Source organism: Brevibacillus sp. 7WMA2, assembly GCF_010748895.1.
Lineage (GTDB): Bacteria > Bacillota > Bacilli > Brevibacillales > Brevibacillaceae > Brevibacillus_B > Brevibacillus_B halotolerans.
In genome coordinates, this window is record NZ_CP048799.1 from 2,264,848 (window position 1) to 2,289,635 (window position 24,788).

At 41.1% G+C, this 24,788-nt stretch carries 27 protein-coding genes; 13 read left to right on the top strand and 14 right to left on the bottom strand.

Going from position 1 to position 24,788, the window contains the following annotated elements; translation table 11 throughout:
* Positions 1 to 71: 71 nt before the first annotated feature.
* Positions 72 to 242 (bottom strand): 50S ribosomal protein L32, encoded by a 171-nt coding sequence (gene rpmF, locus GOP56_RS08860; RefSeq protein ID WP_018670782.1) that lies wholly within the window; start codon positions 240 to 242, stop codon positions 72 to 74.
* A gap of 193 nt (positions 243 to 435) precedes the next feature.
* Entirely contained in the window at positions 436 to 954 is a 519-nt protein-coding gene (locus GOP56_RS08865; RefSeq protein ID WP_003336859.1) for a YceD family protein, read from the bottom strand.
* A 167-nt stretch (positions 955 to 1,121) separates the two neighbouring features.
* Between GOP56_RS08865 and GOP56_RS08870 the strand changes: the two genes are divergently transcribed.
* Entirely contained in the window at positions 1,122 to 2,354 is a 1,233-nt protein-coding gene (locus tag GOP56_RS08870; RefSeq protein ID WP_003341453.1) for a nucleotidyltransferase, read from the top strand.
* Between the two features lie 15 nt (positions 2,355 to 2,369).
* Here GOP56_RS08870 and GOP56_RS08875 read toward each other — a convergent pair whose 3' ends face one another.
* Both GOP56_RS08875 and GOP56_RS08880 read right to left on the bottom strand, forming a co-directional pair.
* Positions 2,370 to 3,458 carry a SepM family pheromone-processing serine protease gene (locus GOP56_RS08875; RefSeq protein WP_022584373.1) on the bottom strand — a complete coding sequence of 363 codons (1,089 nt, stop codon included), beginning with the start codon at positions 3,456 to 3,458 and terminating at the stop codon, positions 2,370 to 2,372.
* Complete coding sequence (locus GOP56_RS08880) at positions 3,415 to 4,248, bottom strand: patatin-like phospholipase family protein (RefSeq protein WP_068791695.1); 834 nt, start codon at positions 4,246 to 4,248, stop codon at positions 3,415 to 3,417. The genes GOP56_RS08875 and GOP56_RS08880 overlap by 44 nt, the downstream gene beginning before the upstream one ends.
* A gap of 133 nt (positions 4,249 to 4,381) precedes the next feature.
* Here GOP56_RS08880 and ylbJ point away from each other — a divergent pair, with 133 nt between their 5' ends.
* Complete coding sequence (gene ylbJ, locus GOP56_RS08885; RefSeq protein ID WP_003336855.1) at positions 4,382 to 5,599, top strand: sporulation integral membrane protein YlbJ; 1,218 nt, start codon at positions 4,382 to 4,384, stop codon at positions 5,597 to 5,599.
* Between the two features lie 96 nt (positions 5,600 to 5,695).
* Here the strand turns inward: ylbJ and coaD are convergent, their stop codons facing one another.
* Positions 5,696 to 6,190 carry a pantetheine-phosphate adenylyltransferase gene (gene coaD / locus GOP56_RS08890; protein ID WP_003336854.1) on the bottom strand — a complete coding sequence of 165 codons (495 nt, stop codon included), beginning with the start codon at positions 6,188 to 6,190 and terminating at the stop codon, positions 5,696 to 5,698.
* Position 6,191: 1 nt separating this feature from the next.
* Complete coding sequence (rsmD, locus tag GOP56_RS08895) at positions 6,192 to 6,758, bottom strand: 16S rRNA (guanine(966)-N(2))-methyltransferase RsmD (protein WP_163245392.1); 567 nt, start codon at positions 6,756 to 6,758, stop codon at positions 6,192 to 6,194.
* Positions 6,759 to 7,189: 431 nt separating this feature from the next.
* Here rsmD and GOP56_RS23350 point away from each other — a divergent pair, with 431 nt between their 5' ends.
* Complete coding sequence (locus GOP56_RS23350; RefSeq protein ID WP_003336852.1) at positions 7,190 to 7,333, top strand: hypothetical protein; 144 nt, start codon at positions 7,190 to 7,192, stop codon at positions 7,331 to 7,333.
* Between the two features lie 80 nt (positions 7,334 to 7,413).
* Positions 7,414 to 8,394 carry a non-homologous end joining protein Ku gene (locus tag GOP56_RS08900; protein ID WP_003336851.1) on the top strand — a complete coding sequence of 327 codons (981 nt, stop codon included), beginning with the start codon at positions 7,414 to 7,416 and terminating at the stop codon, positions 8,392 to 8,394.
* Between the two features lie 70 nt (positions 8,395 to 8,464).
* On the opposite strand, the gene GOP56_RS08905 is transcribed toward GOP56_RS08900, so the two are convergent.
* The gene (locus GOP56_RS08905; RefSeq protein WP_163245393.1) at positions 8,465 to 9,010 is read right to left on the bottom strand and encodes a glutathione peroxidase; all 546 of its coding nucleotides are present in this window, start codon (positions 9,008 to 9,010) and stop codon (positions 8,465 to 8,467) included.
* A 174-nt stretch (positions 9,011 to 9,184) separates the two neighbouring features.
* Between GOP56_RS08905 and GOP56_RS08910 the strand changes: the two genes are divergently transcribed.
* The 6 genes from GOP56_RS08910 to GOP56_RS08935 all read left to right on the top strand — a co-directional run bounded on the left by GOP56_RS08910 (position 9,185) and on the right by GOP56_RS08935 (position 13,855).
* Entirely contained in the window at positions 9,185 to 9,814 is a 630-nt protein-coding gene (locus tag GOP56_RS08910) for a YhbD family protein (RefSeq protein WP_121474757.1), read from the top strand.
* Positions 9,815 to 10,537, top strand: a complete 723-nt coding sequence (locus tag GOP56_RS08915; RefSeq protein WP_163245394.1) for a polymer-forming cytoskeletal protein — start codon at positions 9,815 to 9,817, stop codon at positions 10,535 to 10,537.
* A 56-nt stretch (positions 10,538 to 10,593) separates the two neighbouring features.
* Positions 10,594 to 11,532, top strand: a complete 939-nt coding sequence (locus GOP56_RS08920) for an ATP-dependent DNA ligase (RefSeq protein WP_163245395.1) — start codon at positions 10,594 to 10,596, stop codon at positions 11,530 to 11,532.
* A gap of 105 nt (positions 11,533 to 11,637) precedes the next feature.
* A complete protein-coding gene (gene ligD / locus GOP56_RS08925) occupies positions 11,638 to 12,534 on the top strand; it encodes a non-homologous end-joining DNA ligase (protein WP_163245396.1) in 897 nt (298 codons plus the stop codon).
* Positions 12,535 to 12,664: 130 nt separating this feature from the next.
* Entirely contained in the window at positions 12,665 to 13,459 is a 795-nt protein-coding gene (lgt, locus tag GOP56_RS08930) for a prolipoprotein diacylglyceryl transferase (RefSeq protein WP_003341474.1), read from the top strand.
* Between the two features lie 156 nt (positions 13,460 to 13,615).
* Entirely contained in the window at positions 13,616 to 13,855 is a 240-nt protein-coding gene (locus tag GOP56_RS08935) for a hypothetical protein (RefSeq protein ID WP_101668710.1), read from the top strand.
* A 33-nt stretch (positions 13,856 to 13,888) separates the two neighbouring features.
* On the opposite strand, the gene GOP56_RS08940 is transcribed toward GOP56_RS08935, so the two are convergent.
* The 4 genes from GOP56_RS08940 to GOP56_RS08955 form a co-directional block, all read right to left on the bottom strand.
* On the bottom strand, positions 13,889 to 14,896 hold the full coding sequence (locus GOP56_RS08940; protein WP_003336842.1) for an inorganic phosphate transporter: 1,008 nt from the start codon (positions 14,894 to 14,896) through the stop codon (positions 13,889 to 13,891).
* Positions 14,889 to 15,506: a DUF47 domain-containing protein gene (locus GOP56_RS08945; RefSeq protein WP_003336841.1), complete on the bottom strand. Its 618-nt coding sequence runs from the start codon at positions 15,504 to 15,506 to the stop codon at positions 14,889 to 14,891. The genes GOP56_RS08940 and GOP56_RS08945 overlap by 8 nt, the downstream gene beginning before the upstream one ends.
* A 457-nt stretch (positions 15,507 to 15,963) precedes the next feature.
* On the bottom strand, positions 15,964 to 16,662 hold the full coding sequence (locus GOP56_RS08950; protein WP_163245397.1) for a GGDEF domain-containing protein: 699 nt from the start codon (positions 16,660 to 16,662) through the stop codon (positions 15,964 to 15,966).
* Between the two features lie 179 nt (positions 16,663 to 16,841).
* The gene (locus GOP56_RS08955) at positions 16,842 to 17,264 is read right to left on the bottom strand and encodes a VOC family protein (protein ID WP_003341480.1); all 423 of its coding nucleotides are present in this window, start codon (positions 17,262 to 17,264) and stop codon (positions 16,842 to 16,844) included.
* Between the two features lie 282 nt (positions 17,265 to 17,546).
* Between GOP56_RS08955 and GOP56_RS08960 the strand changes: the two genes are divergently transcribed.
* Complete coding sequence (locus GOP56_RS08960; protein ID WP_003336836.1) at positions 17,547 to 17,996, top strand: MarR family winged helix-turn-helix transcriptional regulator; 450 nt, start codon at positions 17,547 to 17,549, stop codon at positions 17,994 to 17,996.
* A gap of 162 nt (positions 17,997 to 18,158) precedes the next feature.
* On the opposite strand, the gene GOP56_RS08965 is transcribed toward GOP56_RS08960, so the two are convergent.
* The 3 genes from GOP56_RS08965 to GOP56_RS08975 all read right to left on the bottom strand — a co-directional run bounded on the left by GOP56_RS08965 (position 18,159) and on the right by GOP56_RS08975 (position 22,201).
* On the bottom strand, positions 18,159 to 19,832 hold the full coding sequence (locus GOP56_RS08965; protein ID WP_163245398.1) for a diguanylate cyclase: 1,674 nt from the start codon (positions 19,830 to 19,832) through the stop codon (positions 18,159 to 18,161).
* A gap of 444 nt (positions 19,833 to 20,276) precedes the next feature.
* Positions 20,277 to 20,888, bottom strand: coding sequence for a YhcN/YlaJ family sporulation lipoprotein (locus GOP56_RS08970; protein ID WP_003336833.1), 612 nt, complete (start codon positions 20,886 to 20,888; stop codon positions 20,277 to 20,279).
* Between the two features lie 320 nt (positions 20,889 to 21,208).
* The gene (locus tag GOP56_RS08975) at positions 21,209 to 22,201 is read right to left on the bottom strand and encodes an NAD(P)-binding domain-containing protein (protein ID WP_163245399.1); all 993 of its coding nucleotides are present in this window, start codon (positions 22,199 to 22,201) and stop codon (positions 21,209 to 21,211) included.
* Positions 22,202 to 23,010: 809 nt separating this feature from the next.
* On the opposite strand from GOP56_RS08975, the gene GOP56_RS08980 reads away from it, so the two are divergent.
* Positions 23,011 to 24,216: a S8 family peptidase gene (locus GOP56_RS08980; protein ID WP_003336829.1), complete on the top strand. Its 1,206-nt coding sequence runs from the start codon at positions 23,011 to 23,013 to the stop codon at positions 24,214 to 24,216.
* 304 nt (positions 24,217 to 24,520) lie between these two features.
* A complete protein-coding gene (locus tag GOP56_RS08985) occupies positions 24,521 to 24,787 on the top strand; it encodes a hypothetical protein (protein WP_254068676.1) in 267 nt (88 codons plus the stop codon).
* Position 24,788 lies beyond the last annotated feature (1 nt).

Sequence of the window (24,788 nt, forward strand, 5' to 3'; positions counted from 1 at the left end):
TAACTTAATCCGTTAGATTCCCTCGTTTGAATAGAAAAAAAGCAAGGTGATCACCTCACCTTGCCTCTTACTTATTGAACCACTTTCTTACCTTTGTAAGTTCCGCAGCTTGCGCATACGCGGTGAGCTAGTTTGTGTTCGCCGCAGTTATCGCATTTAACCATACCTGGAATCTCTAATTTGAAGTGCGTACGACGCAATCTTTTACGAGTTTTGGAAGTTCTACGTTGAGGTACTGCCATCTTCCTTACACCTCCTTCGAAGTCAAAATGTCTGAAGGTTCCCCATATAGAAACTCAAGGCATAAAGCCGTAAGTGAAATGGTTATCTGTGGAACCGATGTATGTGGGTTAGGGCTAATTCACAGGAATTGACCAACCCGTTCAAAAATGAAGCAATTCATCCAAAGAGAAGCGCTTCATCTTGAAAACAAGCTTATTCTTCTGCTTGAATGAAGAATTTCTTTAGGGCTTCTAAACGCGGATCAATACGTTCTGTGGAACAATTGCATGACTGTTCATTGCGGTTAATTCCGCAACTCGCGCACAGTCCCTGACAATCCTTGGAGCACAATGGGAATGCTGAAATTGACAACAAGAAGTCTTCTTCCAGGAACGGGTCCAACTCGATCTCTTCGCCAGTCACCTGATGAATATCGCTATCCTCATCAAATTCGATATCGGATGTATTCGGCGCAAAGGTTTCAGAAAAAGGAATCGAAAGCTGTTCCGTGTACGGTGTCAAGCAACGCGCACAAACGAACTTAGCTTCTGCTTGTATTTCTCCCTTGATATAGATTAAGCCACCGAGCTCCATAGCCTCTCCTGTAACAGTAACAGGAGATAAGTCTCGAATCTCTTGATGACGCTTCTTTAAATCCTGGGAATCCAAGTTTGTTTGAAAAGGAAGTGGTTCTCCTTTTCTGTGGTGCAATTCTATTAGTTTAATATTCATGTTATCACCTCATGCACAACAAAGATGATTATAGCTTTTGCCTACATCTTTGTCAACCTATTTTCCTTGACACCTTATCGGCTGCAAATAGAATTTGCCAGAACAAATGAACTTGTCTACACTACCAGTACAGATAGGTTCTGGTAGAAAGGATGTAATTTTTACAAATGAAATCAGTGGGCCTTATAGTAGAATACAACCCTTTGCACAATGGACACAAGCTTCATTTTGCATTAGCGAAAAAAATGACAGGCGCTGATGCCTGTGTCGCCGTCATGAGCGGCAACTTTTTACAACGGGGTGAACCTGCCATCGTCTCGAAATGGGCTCGCACGGAAATGGCTCTGCGTTTAGGTGTTGATTTGGTAATTGAACTCCCTACACTCTTTGCCACCTCGAACGCTGAGTTGTTTGCCCACGGTGCGGTCTCGCTGTTAGATCGCATCGGAGTAGTTGATACGCTATGCTTTGGTTCGGAGTGCGGAGACATTAGCTGGATGAAACAAGCGGCACAGCTACTCGCGCATGAAGCACCTGAATTTTCTCATTTACTAAAAGCAGGGTTACGCGATGGTCTTCCGTATCCTAAGGCATACGCTGAAGCGGCTCACACGTACCTCACCGATCACGGCATTCACGGCGCAGCTCTCGATCAACCAAATAATATACTCGGTTTTAACTATCTCCTATCACTGGCTAGGTTAAACAGCAAAATTGTACCTGTCACCATCCAACGTCAAAAAGCAGGCTATCATCAAGAAACAATCACAGACGAGCAGATAGCAAGCGCTACCGCTTTGCGAAAAATATTGACAGAGCAACAACAAAAGATAGCAGCAGTCGCCGGATACGTACCGAGAGCTACTGTAGAAGTGTTGCAACGTGAATGGCTTTCTGGGCTTTGTCCTATGACGTGGGAAAATTTCGCTCATCCTCTATTCCATCGTCTGTTACAGCTCACTGCACAAGAGCTTGCTACGTATCATGAAATAGAAGAAGGAATGGAATATCGGCTCCTTGAATCGGTACGGCGATCAAAAACCGTTGCACAGATGATCACCTCTGCTAAAAGTAAACGATATACGCAAAATCGCATTCAACGTATGTTGCTTAACGTGCTACTCGATGTAAAAAAAGACCAGATATCTGCTTTCAACCTCCGCCATGGCGCCTCATACGCCCGTGTACTTGGGTTCAGCCAGAAGGGAAGAGCATTACTTCAGCAGGCTAAACAAAAAAGTGCAATCCCCCTCTACACAAATGTAAGGGATGGATTGCACCCTATGCTTGATGTTGATATTCGCTCAAATGCTTTGTACCGTTTGGCTCATTCGACTCAAATCGAGCAGCCCTTTTTGGAAGAATATCGCCGGATTCCTTTACAAATCACACCTGAGTAAGAGAGGTCGTTTCTTTTACTCTGTTCCCTTTGGCTTTAGGTGCTGAAGGTATTGTAGTGCATCATCTACCGTTTTTACTGGAACAATCCGCATAGAGGTATGAATACGTTTCGCCGTTTCCACCGCTACTTCATAGTTTGATTTATCGCCGCTTGTATCGTTTGGCGCAAAGAAAATTTCTGCTCCTGCGGCATCAGCGGCGATAACCTTGTGATTGATGCCACCGATCCTTCCTACCGTACCATCGGAATTCATTTCACCCGTTCCAGCAATACGATAGCCACGCGTGATATCGATTTCTGGGCGCAATTGATTATAGATTTCCAAGGTAAACATTAAGCCTGCGGACGGTCCACCAATATTATTAGCGGCAATCGTAATTTTCTTATCAAATAGGATGCGCTTTTGATCCTGCGGTGTAATCCCAAACCCAGCTCGATGGGACGTTGCTCCATTATTTTCCGGTAATTGCGCCAGAATCAATTCCGCCTGTTCTTGTTTTCCATCCCGTTTAAATTGTAGTTGGATAGCATCGCCCGCCTTCTTACCTTCCAATAAGAGGAATAGATCATTCTTATTTTTAACCGGCTTGTTGTTCAGCGAGGTAATGACATCTCCCACCTTCAACACGTTTTTAGCTGGAAAGCCATCCATTACCGACAAGACTAAGACTCCTTGATCCTCCATTTTGACTGGATAGCCAGCTTTTTTCAGGGCGACCGCTTCTGCAACCTGCTGCGATCGCTGCATCACCAACAGCTCCCGTTTTGCATACTCCTCATCGCTTTCACCCTGCGCTGTAATAAATTTATCGGAAATGAGATCAGCATCCTTAGAAAATTGTGCGTATAGATACGTTAAAGGTGTTGCTCGGGACATGCGTACAGTGGTCAGCATAAATGTACCCTTCTCATCCTTTACGCCGCCTTCTACGGTAATCATAGGCGAAAGCTCTTTAGCCGTCCCAGCACGCTGTACATAATAAGGCATAGGTATATAAGTACTAATGACCATAAGAATCATAATGATCATAGCTACCAGGACGGCTACATTCCGTTTATTAGTTCGTCTTAAGCCCTCGTTCGATTGATTTTCGTTTTGCATCTGTTTCCTCCCAATTCTTTATCATCTCTTTAATTTGATCAATATGCTTTCGAGCCGCTATCTCTCCTAATTCGACAATTGATTCTATTTGTGTAAAAGACAAGCTGCCGATGTGACCTACCTCAGGACGGATCACTAAATCTGCTGATAGCATCCTATGGCGCAAAATTTCACGTTCCATTACATCTATCGTTTGAGCAATCACATCAAAGATGCTTGACACTTTCATTCTGGTGTCAAAATTCGCTACATCAATGGCCAGGACTAGATCAGCCCCCATTTCTTTCGCAACGGTTATCGGCACTCGATCAATTACACCTCCATCCACCAGCATTCTGCCATTTACCTGCTCTGGCACAAAAATTCCTGGCATAGCAATACTGGAACGCACAGCGATATCTACAGGTCCCTCTGTAAAAACAACTCGTTCTCCCGTCTCTATATCAGTTGCTACAATTGCTAAGGGAATTTGTAGTTCTTCAATATTTTTGCCATGTGTTAATAAGCGGATGATTTCTTTTATCTTTTGACCGGCTACCAATCCCATATGAGGGACCACTAAATCTAACCAGTGCTTGCGCTTTAAATTTATTGCCAATTTCTCCATCATGTCTGGTCGAATTCCATTTGCATAAAAGGCCCCTACCAAGCTCCCCATACTGCTTCCTGCTATAAAATCAACAGGAATATCATGCTCTTCAAGTACCTTTAGAATACCGATATGAGCCAATCCACGGGCACCCCCCGCTCCAAGTGCTAAACCAATGGTTGGTCGTTTCTTGTCTGTCATAAAAAACGCCTCCTCCCCTCAATCATATGAAAACAGCCCACTTCTCCATTCATTTTTTAGCTAGTAGAGAGTATGAATAGTTTGTACCTCTCCAACGTAGACATGTACTAACGCTTACATCCGGGAGGGTTATATGTCGCATCGTTCTCCTTATCTCACAATTAGTTTAGCGATTTTGTCGCTCCTTTTGGTTTTTGTACTTATTATTAATCCGGAGCCATCCTTTCAAGCTGCCGTTCGCGGCTTAAACATTTGGTGGGAAGTCGTCTTTCCTGCTCTTCTCCCCTTTATATTTGTATCGGAGGTTCTGATGGGAGTTGGTGTTGTTCATTTTATCGGGGTATTACTGGAGCCACTGATGCGTCCTCTCTTCAATGTCCCGGGTACAGGAGGGTTCGTGCTGACAATGGGGTTCTCTTCCGGCTATCCAGTCGCAGCCAATCTAACCACACGTTTACGAGAGAAAGGCCACATTACAAAAGTTGAAGGGGAAAGGCTCGTTACCTTTGCTACTACGGGAGATCCACTTTTTGTTATCGGTGCAGTAGCCGTTGGTTTTTTTAACAGTGAACAGCTCGGATATGTAATCGCCTTTACCCATTATGGTGCTGCAATCCTGCTTGGCATGCTTTATCGTATGTACTCCCCTGTTTCCCCCATAACAGCGATTTATGAAAAATCACAGCATCCCTTACTTTACCGGGCCTTACAAGCTATGCATCGTGCCAGACTCAGTGATAATCGCCCTTTTGGCAAGCTAATGGGAGATGCCGTGCAATCCGCACTACAAACCCTAATGGTGGTCGGGGGCTTTATTATCATGTTCTCGGTCTTGCTTCAAATGATGCAAACCGTTGGCATTACCAGCTTCTTAAACCGGGTTCTCTTTTTATTGCTGGGCCCGTTTGGATTTACAGACGCGATGGGTAAGGCTGGCTTAGCTGGGTTATTTGAAGTAACAATGGGTGCTCAAAATACTAGTGAAATTCAGAATATCTCGATGATGGTCAAAGCAGCTATTACCGCTGCCATCATATCCTGGGGCGGTCTAAGCGTCCATGCGCAAATTGCAAGCATTTTAAGCAAAACGGATATTAGCGTGAAGCCTTATCTCATCGGGCGGGCTATCCATGCTATTTTTGCAGCGGTGCTAACAATCGTATTCTGGAAACCACTTACGATCATCACGCAAAATGTAAATACAAGCATCCCAGCATTTTTACCTAGCGAGCACTTACTTCAGGCTAAATCGTGGTGGCTTATTTTTTCTCAAATGAGCACCATTGCAGCTTGTATTGCAATTGTCTTATTTTTAATTTGTTTTTTATTACACAAGCTTTGGAAGCAATAATGGCCTAATATGTATACAAATAAAGGAAGGGTAAGAAACCCGCGTTCCTTACCCATTTATTGAAGCCTTCCCCTACAGGCCGGCTAGCAACCATTCCTAGCTGTTTCCCTGTAATTCCTGAAACTTTAACCGCATCGATTGCTCTACAATCGGGGGTACCAAATCAGTTACATTGGCATCATACTTGGCAAGCTCCTTTACGATGCTTGAGCTTAAGAAAGAATATTGATTATTTGTCATGACAAACAGTGTTTCAATCTCCTCATCCAGCTTGCGATTAATAGAGGCCATCTGCATTTCATATTCAAAATCAGATACTGCCCGTAAGCCCTTTAACAAGACCCGAGCCTCTTTTCTTTGCATATAATCAACCAACAAGCCATTAAAGGTATCTACTTCTACATTAGAATACTCGGCTGTTACTTCACGTAATAATGCCATGCGCTCTTCTAATGTAAATAACGGCTTTTTATTTGAATTAACCAGTACAGCCACAATAACCTTGTCAAAAATTTTAGCTCCACGCTTAATGATATCTAGATGCCCATACGTGACCGGATCAAAACTGCCTGGGCAAACTGCTATTCTCATGCTAGGAATCTCCTTCCACTATATAGCGATAAATAGTAACCCTCGTATCTCCATAAGTAGAGCAACGATATTGCTCACACATTCCAATCTGTTCAGGTAAAGTTAGCTTAGCATCATGCTCGGTCACAATCCAAGCATCAGTGGCTACCATATGTAATTGTTGGAGTTGTTCAATCTCTTGCTCAAGCTTTTGCTTTGCATAAGGAGGATCAAGAAATACTAAATCAAATTGCACCCCACGAGTAGAAAGCACCTTAAGGGCACGTGCTGAATCGATTTTATAAACCTCTGCCTGCTCATCCAAACGCAAGGTTTTAAGATTTTGTTTGACCGTGTTAAAAGCTTTGTTGTCACTGTCTACAAAAATGGCCTTTGCAGCACCCCGACTAAGAGCTTCAATCCCTAAGCCTCCTGTCCCTGCATATAGATCCAACGCCCATTCCCCATCAAAATATGGTCCGATCATGTTAAAGATGGATTCCTTTACTTTGTCTGTTGTGGGCCTTGTGCTTGTACCAGGCACGGCAGCTAGCGAACGACCTCTATGTTCTCCTGAAATCACTCTCATTTTCTCTTCACCTAACTTGTATACATATCCGTTGTCACACTTTTTCGTGAGACAGTAGTTTTCATACTACCATATAGGAAGGAAAAACGTAAAATTTTCAATCCAAACGATAAAAAATATAAATCAGGATGTATAACTTACCAGTTTGCTGGTAAAAATGTGTTACAAGCGATGCTATGGTGTCGCTGACAACCGCGGAGAAGACTTACGTTTCCCCATAAGCTCTTCCTCCGGTTTCTCCTCTCCCATAATTGAAGTCAGTTCAGTTGACACCTCATGTAGATAGGAGCATGAAGGTGACAGGTTTCCCTCGTGGAAACAGCTTGAATGACTGCCTCACTCTTTTTAAGAAGAAGTGAGGTATTTTTTTGTCCAAAACAGAGATATTAGTAAACGTCCCCATTCATAAAGAATAGAAGGAGAGAACTAGCATGGCTGCTAAAAATCCATCAGAACGTAAGATTAAAGCCTCTAAAGCTCAATCGCAGGCGGATCGCACTGGTGTTGGAATCGAGCGTGCCCGCGATATGCAATCGGAAGCGGATCTTCTTGATGCCAAGAAGCATAACCAATAAATATTGTTGACGTCCCAAAAGTTACATGCCAATACATTATGCCTCCTTGTGGATACTACTTCTATAAGGAGGCGTTTTTTATGCACACCGTTTGGAAAGGTTCCATTAGTTTTGGTTTAGTGAATATCCCTGTTCGTATGTTTACAGCAACAGAAGACCGCGATATTCGTTTTCGTCAATTGCATAAGGAGTGCCACACGCCCATTCGGTACTCCAAGGTTTGCCCAACCTGTGACCGTGAAGTAGCTTCCGATGAAATCATAAAAGGATACGAATATGAAAAAGGTAATTTTGTTATGATTCAAGACGAGGATTTGGACAAAATCGCCCCCGAAACGAAACGGGCTATTGAAATTGTCGATTTCGTACAACTGTCAGAAATTGATCCCATTTACTTCGATAAAAGCTACTACCTCTCTCCACAGGAAACAGGGGAAAAGGCTTATTCCCTCTTACGGGTCGCTTTGCAGCAGACCGGTAAAATCGCAATTGCTAGAATCACCTTGCGTAATAAAGAAAGCCTGGCCGTATTACGTATATATCAAAATGGTATGGTGTTAGAAACGATCTTCTATCCAGATGAGGTACGCTCCTTAGCTCAAGTACCAGCTCTCCCTCAAGCAGATGCGCCACTAGTCGAGAGTGAGCTAGCTATGGCCATTCAATTAGTCGAAAGCATGTCTCGTCCCTTCCACCCTGAACAATACCAAGATACGTATCGACAGCATTTACAAGAGCTCATTACGAAAAAACTGGAAGGGAAAGAGGTGGCAACAGCGCCTTCCGCACCACGCGCTAATGTCATTGATCTCATGCAGGCATTAAAGGAAAGCTTGGCTCAAGCTGAAGCCCCTCAAGAGCTGGCAACAAAAGAAACAAATGAGAATCGTGACATCGTGGAACGATATCCTGAGCCGCGGCCTATTGCTCAGAATCCCAAAAAGAAAAGCAAAGCATCTACAACTGCGGCTACAACTAAGCTAACCCCTGATACAAGCACTACCAGTGTAACAAAAGCCTTGCGACGAAAGAAAACACAGACACCGAATGCAAAATCATAACGAAAAAGCTGAGGGCCCAGCTTGTTGCTCTCAGCTTTTTCATTTTTACTTTCTAGGATAGCTGGTATGTCTATAATACATCCTTAATTGGAGCTTCTAAATCCATTGGCTCAACAGGCGACTCAAAACGCCCCACTACCTTCCCTTCTCGATCCATTAAAAATTTTGTGAAATTCCATTTTATAGAGTCATCCATCAATGTCTCAGGAAATTTTTCTTGTAAAAACATATGTAAAAGTCGCCCAGATGCCTGTGACTCATCAAAGCCAGCAAATGGAATTTCCTGACATAGATAACGAAAGAGCGGATTCGCATTCGTTCCCTTTACATCCGTTTTCGCAAATACCGGAAATTTCACCCCATAATTCAACTCGCAAAACTGAGCAATTTCCTTGTTATTTCCTGGTTCTTGTTGCTCAAATTGATTGCAAGGAAATCCTAAAATTTCTAAACCATCCTCTCGGTAACGATCGTACAGCTTCTGTAAATCTGTATATTGCGGTGTAAAGCCACATTTGCTAGCTGTATTAACAATAAGTAAGACCTTCCCTTTATAACGTTCTAATGACACCGTTTCCTCATGCATTGTTTGTACGGAAAAATCAAAAATGCTCAAACAAATCACCATCCTCTCCTCCACATTATAATCATTCTAAATAAATTACGGCAATTATTTTTGCACTTACATACACTTTTGATCCATTTACAACGTAACATTGTTATGTTACGATCATTTGCACAAAGTAAACTTCTATCCTTACAAAAGGAGGTCACCCAAATTAACCAGGAATTGCTTTCAAAAAAACAATTGCTAGAGCAAACCGGAATCTCCTACGGCCAGCTTTACCGCTGGAAACGTAAAAATTTAATTCCCGAGGACTGGTTTATTCGCAAGTCAACCTTTACAGGGCAGGAGACTTTTTTTCCTAAGCAGGAGATCCTGCATCGAGTGAACAAAATTCTAAGTCTGAAGGATGATCTGTCACTAGATGAGTTGGCAAATATGTTCTCTCCTATTCCTTTAGATCATGCAATGAATAGACAAACGATCCTTTCTCGAAACATTGTTACACAAACTTCACTTGAGCTATATGAGGAATGCTTTGCCAAGCAGCAGGAATACTCTTTTGAAATCGTCTTGTCTCTGTATGCTGTTGATCAATTACTGCTCAGCGGTGAGTGTAGTCGAGAAGAAGCCAAAACCGTTCTGCGCACCTATGCAGCTAACTATGCTTCCTTACAGGGGAAAACGGCTGAACTTATTCTTGTTAGAAAAATGGGCGTATCCATCTGTTTAATCACATCATCTCCTGAAGAACTATTTTGGGAAGAGCATGCTCGAATTGTTGCCCGTCTTTCTCTTCCTGTTTTACTTGAAAATTTGAAGCAGAAATGGGACATACTCAAGGAGGAATTGTAAATGTCAAGAAAAGAACCCGATGATCTCGTAATCAATGGTTCCATGAAAATACCTGGAGGAACTTTTCATTCTGTCAAAATAGCTGGTAGTGCAAAAATCACGTCTGATCTTGTATGTAAGGAATTTTCTTGCGCGGGGCATGCTACTGTGGATGGAGATGTTGAGTCTGAAACCTTTGTCGTTCGAGGCAACTCCTCGGTTCATGGAAGCTTAGAAAGTCAAATCTTGAAAATTAGTGGGAATACAAAAATCAATGGTCAGGTTAAAGGTCAGGAAATTAACATTGATGGCAGTATTTTGGTTGATGGGTCCTGCCATGCAGAAGAGATGAGAGTACGTGGCTATACTAAAATTGCTGGCGATTGTGAAGCAGAGTCCTTTCAGACGTATGGCTGCTTTCAAATAGAAGGATTACTAAATGCGGGACGAATTTATATTCAGCCAAGCGGTGAATGCAGAGCAAAAGAAATAGGCGGGGAGCATATAGAAGTAAAACGACGCGGCTCCTTCCTCCCTTCCCTGCTTCGCCCGTTTTTTTCCAACAGTCTAACTACACATATTATCGAAGGTGACGATATTTATTTAGAAGACACCAAAGCCACCATTGTCCGTGGCAATCATATCACCTTAGGTCCAGGATGCGACATCCAGCTCGTAGAATACAAAACGAGCCTTATTTGCGATGATAAAGCAAATGTGAAGGAAAAAGTTCAGCAGCAATAAAATCTGTTCAGAAAGCGATCTGTACATCCAATCATTCCATTGTTACGAGGTGGCATATGAACCCAATCATCCCATTTGAACCAACCATTTGTGAAAGCATTCCTCAAGGCTCTGAATGGATAGCTCAGATTAAATGGGACGGTGTTCGCATCTTAACCTATTTTGACGGTCAACAGGTTCAGCTATTTAACAGAAGAGGCAATGAAAGAACCTGGCACTACCCTGAAATCACAAATATAGCTACGTATAGTTCAGCCACTTCCCTTATTTTGGACGGTGAAGTAATTTCCCTTGGTTCTACAGGAAAACCATCCTTTCATGAAGTAATGCGTAGAGATGGAATTCGCCGTCTTGAAAAGGTATCTCATATAAAATCCCAGGTTCCCATTACTTATATGATCTTTGATATCTTATTTGTTAATGGGGACTGGGTCAATCATCTTCCCCTACGCGATCGAATGGAACTTCTAAAGCAGTGGATCAAGCCTTCTGAGCATATTCAGCTGGTAACCAGTCATCCCGACGGACATGCACTATATAAGGTTGTACAAGAACATCAATTAGAGGGCATTGTTCTAAAAGATCTAACAAGTAGCTACCTTATCAATGGAAAGGATAAGCGTTGGCAAAAGAAAAAATACTACCGTGATCTAATTGCTGTTATAGGCGGTGTTACATTTCGCGATCAGGTGGTTAACTCGCTTCTATTAGGACTCTACACACCCGATGGTCATTTACACTATATTGGTCATGCTGGTACAGGAAAACTGACAAACGCAGATTGGTTAGCATTAACACAGGTTATCAAGCCACTCCTTCAAAAGGAGATGCCCTTCATGAATCGACCGGATCGGTATAAGGATGCCAGTTGGCTTTCACCTGAACTAACGGTAAAAGTGCATTTTGCTGAGTGGACAAGCGGTTTAACATTGCGACAACCAAGTATTCAAGCCTTTGTCGATGTACCAGCTCAGTCATGTCGATTTGATGTGTAATATTTACGGAAATGATCTGGACAAAAAAGAAGCGGATGCTGTGAAGCAAATACAGAAATATCGGGAAGAATAAGGCACATCCGAATAGCAGGAGGTGTTTATTCCTTGGCGATTGCTACGAAAGAGTATCGTTTAGAGATCGAAGGAAAAGAACTAGTTATCACCAATCCCGATAAGCCTCTTTGGGCTAAAGCCAGCGTAACCAAACTCATCTATTTACAATATCTCATACAAATGGCTCCTTATTTACTCCCTTATACAACTGATCGATTTTTAACTGTGATTCGCTATCCGCATGGAGTCGAGGATAAATCGTTTTACCAAAAAAATCTTCCAGATTATGCGCCAGAGTGGATTCCACGTGCTGTAGATGGCTCTATCACCTATGCATTGTTAAATGATACTGCCACACTGATCTGGATGGCCAATCAGGCTGTATTAGAATGGCACATTGCTTTTCATACCTATCAAGAGGAATGGCCTACTGAGTTGGTTTTTGATCTTGATCCATCCACTCCCGATTTTAGAGATGCAATAGAAGCTAGTTTGTATCTAAAAGAGATTCTGGATGAGCTACAGCTCAACAGCTATCCCAAAACATCGGGGGCCAGTGGTATCCAAGTTTATATTCCTATTCAGCCAGGCTATGCTTTCGAACAAACTCGAAAGATAGGAGAATTTATTTGTAACTATCTGACGCAAAAATATCCGAAAACATTAACCATCGAACGTTTGACGAAGAATCGAGGAACGAAGTTATATCTCGATTACTTACAGCATTGGCGCGGCAAAACATTACCCGCTCCCTACACAACCAGAGCCAAGGAGCTAGCAACAGTCTCTGCTCCTCTAAGCTGGTCGGAAATAGAGAGTGTACATCCTAGTGATTTTACCATCCACACAATGCCTGAACGGGTCAAACAAAAAGGAGACCTATTTCTTCCTTTACAACAGCAAGAAAATCGATCTACTCTAGACCATATTTTAGATATATTAAGCTAAGACATAGACGAATTTTTTGTTCCAATCCTTATCTTGATAGAAAAACAGCTTTCGTGAGAATGGAGGAGGAAATACGTGTGTATTCTATGTTATACTTTCCCCATGAGTAAACATGAGGAGGAGATTCACTTTGTATGATCCGATTGCCTTTTCCATCGGAAGCTTAGATGTCCATTGGTATGGACTTATTATGGGGACCGCTTTTTTAGTAGGAACATATCTCGCGCGTTATAATGCCAAGCGCTCTGGTATAGATCCCGATCACATTTTAAACATGGTGGTCTGGATTATTCCTGCCGCTATTGTTTGTGCTCGTCTTTATTACGTAGCCTTTGAATGGAGCACGTATAAAGAGAACTTGCTCGATATCTTTAAGGTCTGGAATGGTGGTCTGGCAATCCACGGAGGACTCATTGGCGGATTCATCGCTGGTGCTTTGTATATAAAAAAATACAACCTGCCTTTCCTTACATTAGCAGATGCTATGATGCCTAGTGTTATCTTGGGTCAAGCCATCGGTCGTTGGGGTAATTTTATGAATCAGGAAGCACATGGGGATGTAGCTTCTGCCGCATTCATGTCTCACTTCCCTGCCTTTATCCGTGAACAAATGTTCATCCAAGGTCAATACTACCATCCTACTTTCTTGTATGAATCCTTGTGGAATATACTTGTCCTTGCTCTCTTATTATTGATGCTGTACCAGTTCAAAAAATTTGATGGACAAATTTTAGGCAGTTACCTGATTTTATATTCATTTGGCCGTTTCTTTATTGAAGGAATGCGTACAGACTCCTTGTATCTCGGACCTTTACGCATCGCCCAAGTAATGAGCCTTGTTTTGATGGCAGCAGGCTTCATTGTCCTAGTTTACTGCTATCGCAGACAAAAAAAGATCGGTTCCAAGCAAAAAGATAGTATGTAGCAAGACCCACAGATAAAGCACTCTGTCCCAGTAAAAGGGGCCGGGTGCTTTTGTTATTTTCAGAAAGCTGTTGCTCGTTTAAAAAAAATAGAATCAGGTCATACTGGATTTACAGTCATAATCGACTGGCATTTCTGATAAGGAAGGGCTGAAAAAATGACTAGTGAACTGTTAGAAGAATATTTAGATCACGTTGTAATTGTGCATTATCAGCTAGCCAACGCTTCGAATACGCTCCCCGCCCATCATACAGAAGAAGGGCTGCTTTATGATTTTGACAGTGCTGGAATCTTGCTATGTCAAAAAAATCTGTGTTATATTCCATTTCATTCCATCCAAAAAATAGAAATAAAAGCTAGGCCCACTCTCTGGCAACGCTTAACAGGAGTGTCCTAGCTTTTAACTTATAATCTTACTTATTGTTACATTTTATAAAAACACATCAAGAACACGATAGCTGACAGCAGCTAAGAGAGCTACTGTTGGAAGCGTAATCACCCATGTGAAAACGATACGTCCTGCAACCCCCCACTTAACAGCAGAGAATTTCTGTGAGGCACCTACCCCCATAATAGCGGAGGAAATAACATGAGTGGTACTAACCGGCAATTTCAGAATCGTAAATAGAGTAATGATAAACGCAGAGGATATATCAGCCGAAAAGCCTGAAATCGGCTTGATCTTCATAATCTTGCCACCTAGCGTTTTGATAATTCTCCATCCCCCAACAGAGGTTCCGAATGCCATGGCAAGAGCGGCTGACACCTTCACCCATAGCGGGATATCTGTTGTTGTAGCGAAACCACCTGAAACCATTGCAAAAGTAATGATTCCCATCGTCTTCTGTGCATCATTTGCACCATGGCTAAATGCTTGCCAGGAAGCAGACAGCACCTGTAAATAGCGGAAGCCTCTGTTTGTCTTGTGATAAGGCATGTTAGCGACGATTTTGGAAACAAGTTTAATAACAATAAAACCAACTACAAAAGCAATGAGCGGAGAAAAAATTAAACCTTGAATGATTTTGATAAAGCCACCATAATTAACCGCACTAAAGCCTTCAGCTCCTACCACCGCACCTGCAATTCCACCGATTAATGCATGGGAGGAAGAGCTAGGAATGCCGAACCACCAAGTAATCAGATTCCAAAGAATTGCAGCCACCAAAGCAGCAAGAACTACCACTAAACCATTTTCTAGCTGAAATGGATTAGCAATATCGCTACCAATCGTTTTGGCAACACCTGTATAAGTAAGCGCACCGACCAAGTTAAAGATCGCAGCCATGAGAATGGCCGTACGTGGGCTTAACGCACGGGTTGACACCGAGGTTGCAATTGCATTGGCTGTATCATGGAATCCGTTGATAAAGTCAAAGCCCAAAGCCATAATCACCACAAGAATGAGGATGATTAGTTCTGGCGACAGATTAAGCATTCTTCAGCACAATCCCTTCAACCAGATTAGAGACGTCCTCAGCAAAATCAGCACAGTCTTCCAGTTTTTCATATATCTCTTTCAGCTTAATCGCTTCAATTGGGTCTTGCCCTGGTGTATTTAACAGCTCAGAAACCATTTTGCGATAGTTCGCATCTGATTCATGCTCAAGTGCTTTAATATCCTTTGCGATACCCTCTACTACGTTATGATCCAGCTTACGTAGAGTGCGAATCAATTCAATTAGTTTAGAGGTTAGCTGGTGTAGGATATTCGCTTGAGCTAGAACACGCTTGTCTACTTGTTTTACCTGGTAGAGATACATGCATTCTGCAGTACCATCAATCAAGTCAATAACGGAATCCAGTGTATGAGCCAACGCGTGAATATCCTCACGTTCCAACGGTGTGATAAATGTTGAGTTCAACTGGTTCATTATTTGACGAACAACAGCATCGCCTTCTTTTTCAACTGCTTTAATTTCAGCTACTTTCTCCTGTAAATTTTGGTAGTTACTAACCATTTCAAAAAAGAGATGGGAACCTTTATGTACAGTCGCAGCTTGCTGTTCAAAAAGATCGAAGAATGTTGTTTTGTTAGATTTGATCATGGAAGAAATCTCACTCCTTCAGAATTATCACCTCTACGATTATATAAAACATGGTTTTCTACGTAAATTGATTTATAGTCAAAATTCGACAAAACTATGTTAAGTTTTTGTAAAGATATTAATAAGATTTGATAAACCGCTAGATGACAGGGTTTTTAGCACTTTTATTTTTTATTTATTTGCAAAAAAATCCTTTATTCCCTCCATGAAAATTAAACAAAAACATACTTATTTTGTATTTATTTATAATTTATACATTAATTTACTGGTAATATTTAGATATTCTTTGATGCTTGATCGCAAATTGTTAACAAAATGTTTGCTTGCCAAATTCATAGGTCATTTGTATCAGATGCTCTCCCATTTTTTTCGTCATCAAAAAAACCAGGGGGTATCCTGGCTTCATCTTAGCTCTTTTCTATTGTGTACGTTGTTACATGCATTCATGTATATGTGTTTAATGAAGTGGAATGTGGTTGGTGTCACGATGCCAAAATTTTATCTCCCCGCCTACTGGACCACTATATAAGCAATCACGTTGTTTTTTAGCTTGGTACATAATTTGGTCTGCATAGGCAGTAAGCTCCGTAGCTGTAGCAGCATGATCGGGATAGGAAGCTACCCCTATACTAACTGTGACTTCGCCTACTTCCTGTCTAATTTTATTCTGTAAACGCAGACCTACATCCACCCCTTCCCCTAGGCAGGTATGCGGAAGTAGCACCACAAATTCCTCTCCTCCCCACCGTCCAACTAGATCATTTTCCCTGACATTTTCACGTAAAAATCCCGCAAAGCGCTTCAAGAGCCTATCACCTTCCAAGTGACCATGCTCATCGTTGTATTTTTTAAAATGATCCAGATCAATAACCAGTAATGTGACTGAATATTCGTGGATTTTTGCTTTTTGAATTTCCCTGTCCATCATTTTAAAAAATTGTCGATTAACCAGAACTCCTGTTAGTGAATCATGATGAGCCTGTTTTTTATAGTCCTCAAGCTTTTTTCCATAATAAAAGCCGCATGCACCTTGAAGAACTGCTAAAAAAAATGGAACATAGACAGATTGAAAAGAGACCTGAGAAACGGCGCCAAGCCACCACCATAAGCAACCGAGCAGAAATCCGATACCTGCTCCTCTATATCGATATCTCAATTTGATACCTCCCTCAAGCCGGACGCTGTTTCATAAAAATCAGAAGTAAATCTTAAGAACCATATTCTCTAGTTCATTTTACCCACTGATTCTGCTCATTTCAAGCTGTAACATTTCCAAATTGCACCTAGAAAAAGGATGCATCTATGTTTTTTTCCAAATTATAGGCAAGAGATGATTTAGGTCCAATTACTCATCCTTTGATGCAATGTACTGGTATGTAGTTCTAGCATAATCTTATCGGGATCATGAAAATATACGCTTTTGCCCCCTCCACGAAAAATGGGGCCTTTTACTAGCATGATTTCCCTCTTACGTAGCAGATCCACTGCTATGTCAAAATCCTCCTCGTTTATATAGAAGGCACAATGATGAAGGTGCTGTTGCTCAAGTTTAATCGGAAATATTTCCGGCCTCTCCAATAGGCATATCCAAGCACTTCCCCATTCCAAGTATGCATCTGTTCTCCCTTGATGAACCATTTTCATTTGCAATTTCTCACAATAGAAACGTAAAGATTGTTCCAGATTTGAGACCTGTAGAGTGACATGACTAAAGCCTATAACTCCTATATTTCCAGATGAATTTGCCTGTTCATTCATGTTTTTACTCGCTCCTTATCATCATTTCTTTTCCAATGATACCCCTATCCAAATGGAAAATCCCTAGCACGAGTCTAATAAACCTCTTCTACACCTATAATTTTTGCCACAAACATTTTCATTACTGAAAGAAATATACCGATAAAACATACTATCCTCCCACTTTTTCTTTTCTGTTTCCTTAGACATTACACGAAAGCATCGTGTGTCTTGCTTTGACGAAGCTTTCTATCTGTGGTTATATAAAAGGAAAACGCTTTTTGAATGGAAAGGACCCTGTTTATGAACCCTAGCTCGTACTTAGCTGATGTATGTAATAGTTTAGGTCATAATCTTCATCGAATTGGTCAGCTTACCCGTGAGGAAACGAATAAGGTATTAAAGCCTTACGATCTCACCCCTGAACAGTGGCAAATGCTTGCTGTCTTATATAAAACAAATGGTGTTACCCCAACAGAACTAGGGGAGATTACCTTACGTGACAAAACGACTATCTCTCGAATTTTGCCTGGATTATTTAAAAAGGGATTTATTTATAAGGAAGCACATCCTCAAGATTCCCGTAGTTATGTGGTTAAGCTAGTAGATCAGTATCAAAGTATGGTAGAAGAATCATTAATGAAAATCCGAGAGCATTATCAAACTAGTTTTTTTGCCCCTCTATCAAAAGATGAGCAACAGCAATTATTACAGTTGTTAGTTAAATTACGTAAAGGTGTAGGCGACTTGTAAGCATTCGGTTTCATGCCGCTTATTGTCGATTATAGGCATTATTTCCACGGAAATGATGCCTGTACTTTTTTGAAGCTTTTTATGACGCTTTATGACAGAAAAAAGAGTAAGATCGCTTGATCGTAAGCCTCTTACTCTTTTGATACACATATAGGTTTGTCATTACTCGGCATACAACAGCCTCTTTACACGCAATTCCAATTCAAGCATTGAAAACGGTTTTGACATATAATCGTCTGCTCCTAACGACAATCCTTGAATGATATCTTTTTGATTATTTCTTGCTAAAAGCATAATGATTCTCATCTTACGTAATGCTTGATCTTGTCGAACTATCTTTAATAAAGAAAGTCCATCCAGTTCGGGCATAATTCCACCTAAAATACAAAGCTGTGGTCGCCTTTTCCTCATAGCTTCCAGCGCCTCTTTCCCATCTGTGGCTTCTACGATATCCACTTCTAAATGTGCAAGCTTTGTTCTTAGGATTGAGCGAATCATTGGATCATCATCAGCTATAAGTAAGCATTTTTTCGTTTTTGCTTCCGGCTCATTTCGAGGCTTGTCCCGTTCCAGCTTAGCTCTAACAATTTGGTTACGCCCTTGGCGCTTCGCCTTGTACATAGCCCGATCAGCTAGCTCCAGCCATTTGTGCTGCGGCATTATATGGTCCCAATCAGCAACTCCTGCCGAGAACGTAATATGAAAATCTCGCCCATCTATTTGTAATACAGGAGATTGCTGTAGTTGATCTCGGATTCTCTCTAGAACCATTGTAGCCTGCTCAGCAGACGTTCCAGGGAAGGCAATTACAAATTCCTCTCCTCCATAACGCGCTAATATATCTGTTTCACGTAAGCTTTGCTGTATTTTGTGTCCCACCCCTTGTAATACTAAATCACCAATATGATGTCCATAACTATCATTAATCTTTTTAAAATAATCGATATCAAGAAAAGCTATAGAAATGGGCTCCTGTTTCCTGCGGGTTTGAGCCAGTTCTACCTGCAACTGGTGATCAAAAGAACGTCGATTGTTCACTCCTGTTAATGGGTCACGAAAAGCCATATGCTCATAGTACTGAGTTCTCGTAAGCAGACGGTAGATACAGGCCTCCAATTCCTCAAAATGGAAGGGTTTGGTTACATAATGATCCGCTCCCATCCGATAACATCTAATCTTATCCTTCCTATCCTTCTTTCCAGATAATACGACAAGTGGAATCCACTTTAAGACGAGATCATTTCTTACATATTCAAAAATCTCATACCCAGACTGAGTTTGCATCGTTAGGTCGAGCAAGATTAAATCAAAGGTTCGCTCCCATAATAAACGCTTCGCCTCTTCCGCACTATTAGCCTCTTCCACAAGATATCCCTCTTGAGAAAGGCGTTTGAGTAAATAGGCTCGCGAAACCTCATCGTCATCAATTAAAAGCAATCGATATGCTTTTTTATTTACTAGCCGATCCTCCTGCATTTGTTTCTCTTCCTGTACCGTTTCCATGTGACTCAAGCTCAGTTCCATTTTTAATTGACTAATTAGCATATGAACTTTCTGAAGCTGTTGAGGAGCCCGTCTTTTTTCATAATCCGTTTGTGTCCATTCCAATTCCTTTAGTAATAAATCAGCTACGTTGCCAATTGCCGCTAAACCATAGATAGAGACATTCTCTTTCCAAGTCTGAGCAATGTGGTAAATGGCTTGAGCTGACTGCTGATTTTGTTCATAAACATATTGCTCCAGATACTGCTTCATACGATTTAGTTGATTTGTTAATCCTCGCAAAAATAACTTACGTGCCTCATATAACTGTTTTTGATTTTTATTTATACTCATGGCAACATGTCACATCCACTTCCATCCGCTCCCCCATCAGTTCAAAGCAACGATCATGTATAAAAGCTGGTAACCGATTGTAGGAAGTAGAGAGCGGTACCATACTAAAAGTGCTGCTTGCTTATAATAGGGATTTGTCTTCATTGGTTTTATATGTTTGGTATTGGCTATTACATATATGACGATAAAATTGTTATTTTTGTTACCTGTAATACATATCCAATCGTACATGTAATCCCTATTTGAGCAACCTAATCATTCTGTAGCAACCCCTGCCCTAGACTTGATCACGAGTTAATCATTCTCGCTACAATCCCTTGCGTAGAACTGCTACATTTTTGTACCGTAATTTATCTCCTTTTGCGAAGTGTAATATGATTATGTATATTTATTTGAAAATAAAAAGGCGGCAGGTACTTTAAAGTACCTGCATACCTATAATCTCTAGTAAGCACCAAAGCCCTCTGTATATGCACCTACATCATTAATTAAACGTCTGAATTCACTGTCGTCCACATACTCACCTGCCAACAATCTGTCATGGACAGATAGAATTCGTTTATACATTTTATAATCAGGCGTAATAAAGACGAGACGTGCCTTATCCTGACGAATTAATGTGTCTCGTATGCCCCGAATAATCCGATTATCGTGTCCATCAACATTTAATTTTAAGCTTAGCTTTGGTCGTAGTTCACTCGTTGGATCACGTTGAATCGGTTTTCGTTCATACTTTCCGTTAGGAGTTCCATCTGTGATTACACCGATCAGCATGGTATCTCCATAAATAATCGCTTTTGCATCGAGTACGCCAGGCACCTTCTTAGCCCGTTCCTCCACGGCGGTTAACTGATAGCTATTTGTATTTTTTCCTTGGTACATCATTTTCACTGGTCCAGGTTCTACAAATTCATGGTTATTGCGACGATCACTTTTGTAATCCTGAATGCCAATTTGCGTATTCGTGCCACCTGGAGAACGGGTAGCACACCCCACTAGAGATAGACTCAGTACCATTGCTAAGCTCCATATCATAGCCGTATATATTTGCTTCATGCTAACACCCCCAGTAGTTATAGCATGCTTGTTTTAAAGGGGTTTTACTCGATTAGCCGTAATGGTAAAAGTTCTTAAGAAACAGAAGGTAACATAACAAATAGACCTCCCTGACTTATGCCACCAACGGAGGTCTATCTTCGTTTCCTTTTGCAAAACAATGTCATTTTACAAATAAATAGCTCATGGGGAAATTTCGTTTACATAATACGTACTCTTGGGTCTAGGAGAAATATCTCGAGCCTGATTTATTTAGCCCTGTTCCGACTGCCACGGACTCTCTTTTAGCGAAAAAAATAGCTGTTTAATACACATCTTGTCTACACAAGCTCAATTTCTTGACCTATCCCCACTTGTCTCGCCTTTTTATAGATTGCCCAAGCCACTCCTACATCCATTACAGCTAGACCTACTGATTTAAATAATGTTACCTCATTCGTAGTTTCTCTTCCTGGCTTTTGACCGTCCGCAATCTCCCCTAGCTCAGCGTACACCTGTTGGCTGGAAAAAACCCCCTCCTGTATAGGAAGTAGCAAATCTCCCGACTCTGCTAAAGCCGCTTCCTTCCCCTCTACAATCACTTTATCGGCCTTTGTAAGTACATCTGTAGGAATCTCCTGCATATGAGGCTGAAATGACCCTATCGCATTGATGTGAACGCCCGCAGATATTGCGTCTGCTGAAAAAATGGGGTTTGTTGCATTGGTTGCTGTAATTACAATATCTGCTCCCATAACAGCTTGATTTGCCTCTGGTACGACGTGTATCAGCAAATCTCTCCCTTGTTGGGATTGCTGTAGCTCTATTTTAAGTTGCTCCGCCTTTTGTTGCGTGCGATTATATAGCCGGATTTCCTTAAGTGGTCGAACCGCTAGCATCGCTAAGATTAATCCCTGCGCTTGTGCCCCTGTACCAATCACCCCAAGAATGCTGGCATCCTGACGAGCCAAATGCTGAGTAGCTAAACCAGATACTGCGCCCGTACGTATGATCGTCAAATAGGACGCATCTAATAACAGAAGGGGTTCTCCCGTCTGCATATCACAGAGAATCATGAGCCCTGTAATACTAGACTTCCCCTTTGTCTTATTATCTGGAAAAAAGGAAACATATTTCATGCCAAGGCTCTCCATAGCTGGAACAAGAGCTGGCATAAACAAAGCTGTACCGTTGCCTTGTTTTACAGGTACAGACAATCGAATGGGACTAACCGTCCTTTCGTTCGAAAATTCAATCAAAGAATGAGACACGGCTTCAATAGCTTCTTTCATACTAAGCAACTGTTTCACTTCCTGTTGCCTTACAATCAGCATTTTATCCTCTCCTTAATGTGATTTGTCATACATCTATTCCCTCCTGCTCTTTTTTACTTTTTGTGCAAATGCATTCTTTTCCTGCTAATTCAATACGATTTATTTCTGTTCAGTTGAAGCGTTCCCGATTTATAACCCTGTAAAATTAAGTCCTTATTAACACTTCCCCCGCTTTGTAGCTTGCAACACAGTGTGAGATTAGTGCGTAGTTCTTCAGATTGTTCACATTCCGTCGTTTTTTGCTTCCTGCTCTTTTACTCGTTTTTCAGTTTATTAGCTGTAAAATTCCTCACTTCACTACAAAACCTCTTTCCTCTCCTATACAAATGAAGGAATCTATACAAGCTTTAGCCTTCATTACAGGCAAATTAGCCAAGGAGACTGAAATAAAATAATAACTTAATTTTCCCTAAATTTACAAATAATGTTTTTCGAAACCTCGATACAGCTATTTGATCTGATATTTTTTGATAATTCCATAAATTTATCCCGAAAAATTTAGTCTTTTTTTCTCCATTTCTCTAACATGTTACGAAAATGTTTCTAGAATTCCAGATTACTTTTATATATAGATTCTCCTGATTTATTCTTTATTTATCTAATTTTTATATATTATCTCCGATTTTTTTACAAAAACCAATTGATTCCTACAAAAAATAATGACACAAATTGTTATTTTAAAATTAACATTATGACATAAAATGATAAATTTAGACATTTTTTGTCGATAAGTTATATATTGTGTTTTTTCGTAATTTTCGTATAATTTAGACAGTAACAAAATATTTTATAAGGAGATGTTGTTAAAAATGAAAAAATCACTAAAAGTCCTTTCTCTCTGCACCGCGTTAGCCACTCTCTTGCCTATCAATGTTTTCGCTTCGATGACTGAAAAAGTTGAGCATCAGGTACAATCCGCTGATGCTCCCGCAAAAGGTGAATTTAAAGATGACGAAATACTGGTGAAATTCAAACAATCTTTAGCACCTATTGACACAGAACAAATTCATTCTACCCTAGGTGGTGAAGAAGTAGAAGAGTTGGGTAACGGAACTTCAGAATGGCAATTAGTAAAAGTTCCAGATGGACAAGCTGAGGAATTCAAACAAAAATATTTATCGGATCCCAATGTAGAATCTGTTGAGTACAACATGCTGTATCATGTAGATTACACACCAAACGATCCTCTGATCAGCAGCCAATGGCACCACAAAAAAATCAATTCATATGAGGCATGGGATGTTATTAAAGGGTCCACAAAGAAAATAGCTATTTTAGACACAGGTGTTCAATTAGACCATCCTGATCTAAAGGATAGCCTGTTGCCTGGAACGAGCTTTGTCCCTGGTGTAACCTCTCCCAATGATGACCATGGCCATGGTACGCATTGCGCAGGTCTAGCTGCAGCTATCGGTGACAATGGTATTGGGGTAAGCGGGGTTGACGGTTCAGCTAAAATTATCCCGGTAAAAGTTCTAAATGCTCAAGGTTCAGGCTACACCTCTGACATCATCAAGGGAGTAACTTGGGCTGCTGATAATGGCGCTGACATTATCTCTATGTCACTTGGGGGCGGTGCTTTCCAACAATCCTTCCAAGATGCTATTAACTATGCTTGGGGCAAAAACAAAATCATCGTAGCTGCCGCAGGTAACAACGGATCTTCCTCTCTTACCTATCCTGCTGCCTACAACAACGTACTTGCTGTAGCTGCTACTGATTCTAACGATGGACTAGCTTATTTCTCCAACTATGGAAAATGGGTTGACATTGCTGCTCCTGGTGTATCAGTATACTCCACTTACAAAAACAGTGGCTACACCAATATGTCTGGTACGTCCATGGCTACTCCAGTTGCTGTATCTGTTCTAGCATTAACTTGGGGTAAACAACCGAATGCTACAAACCAACAAATCGTCGATCGTGTATTATCTACAGCCGATCAAACATCTGCTACAGGCACTAGCTACCAAAATGGTCGCGTAAATGCATACAAAGCAGTTAACGGATTTTAATTCCAACATAACAAGATCGGTTAATACAAATTGAGCCTTTGCCTTTGAACAACCAGTTACTTCAAAGACTTAGCTAGATGGGAGCGAATCAACAGCATGACAATGAGCAATCAAGCTGAATGTACATTCTAAAAACAGCCCTATGACTGGATGGCATTACTCCACTCCAAGACAGGGCTGTTTTCATTATGGCTAAGTTTACATACATCGTATTGCTTCTAAGCGCCCCCATGATTATGATCTTTTTTCTATTGATGTACAGGGGAAGAATAAGCGGCAAATTACACACGCTAAAGAATATCAGATGTCAGACCTGTCAATATCATCGGATGGACAGAAGCTATTCTTCACCAAATTTACCAATACTTCTGATAATCGCGACTTTAGTCAAGATAAGCTTTCGTTATTTGCTACCGATTTACAGGGAAAAACGCTGGCTAGCTATCTACCAGTCAATGAGGTACTCGGAACTCCTGAGATGTATGATGTTCATATTTCACCAGATAATAAGCAAATCACCACTTTACATAAGCATACTGATTCACCTGTCTATTTTCATAAACAGATTTAGC